This window comes from Curtobacterium luteum (genome assembly GCF_001475545.1).
Taxonomy (GTDB): Bacteria; Actinomycetota; Actinomycetes; order Actinomycetales; family Microbacteriaceae; genus Curtobacterium; species Curtobacterium luteum_A.
Map to the genome: position 1 here is coordinate 1 of NZ_LDQC01000185.1, position 609 is coordinate 609.

Genomic DNA, 609 nt, shown 5'->3' on the forward strand with positions numbered 1-609 from the left:
GAGGGCGGGCAGCGCAAGGGGCGGGTCGTCCTCGGCGTGCTGCTCTTCATCCTCGGGTTCACCGCGGTCTTCGTCGCGTACACGACGGTGTTCGGGGCGCTCGGCTTCTGGCTCGTCCGGTGGCGCGACCTCATCACGCAGGTGCTCGGCGTCGTGGTCATCCTCATGGGCCTCGTGTTCGTCGGGCGCTTCACGTTCATGCAGCGCACCATCAAGCCGAGCTGGACACCCGCGACCGGGCTGGTCGGCGCGCCGCTGCTCGGCATCGTGTTCGGACTCGGTTGGACGCCGTGCCTCGGCCCGACCCTCGCTGCGATCAACCTGCTCAGCGTGCAGTCCGGCAGCGCCTGGCAGGGCATGTGGCTCGGGGTGGCGTACTGCCTCGGCCTCGGCATCCCGTTCGTCCTCGTCGCGCTCGGCGCCGGCTGGGCGACCGGGGCGATCCGCGCCGTGAAGCAGCACATGCGCACCGTCAACATCATCGGAGGAGCGATCCTGATCGTCATCGGTCTGCTCATGGTCACCGGCATCTGGTCGGCCGTCATGTCGAGCCTCGGGGCGGTGATCCAGAGCTTTGTCCCGGCAGTCTGACCACGAGGGCACGGCCGC

General features: G+C 69.3%; 1 protein-coding gene. It reads left to right on the forward strand.

What is annotated here, in order from left to right:
• Window positions 1–591: cytochrome c biogenesis CcdA family protein (locus NS184_RS17070; RefSeq protein ID WP_058727246.1), on the forward strand; the 591-nt coding region annotated here is incomplete at its 5' end.
• Window positions 592–609: the final 18 nt, after the last annotated feature.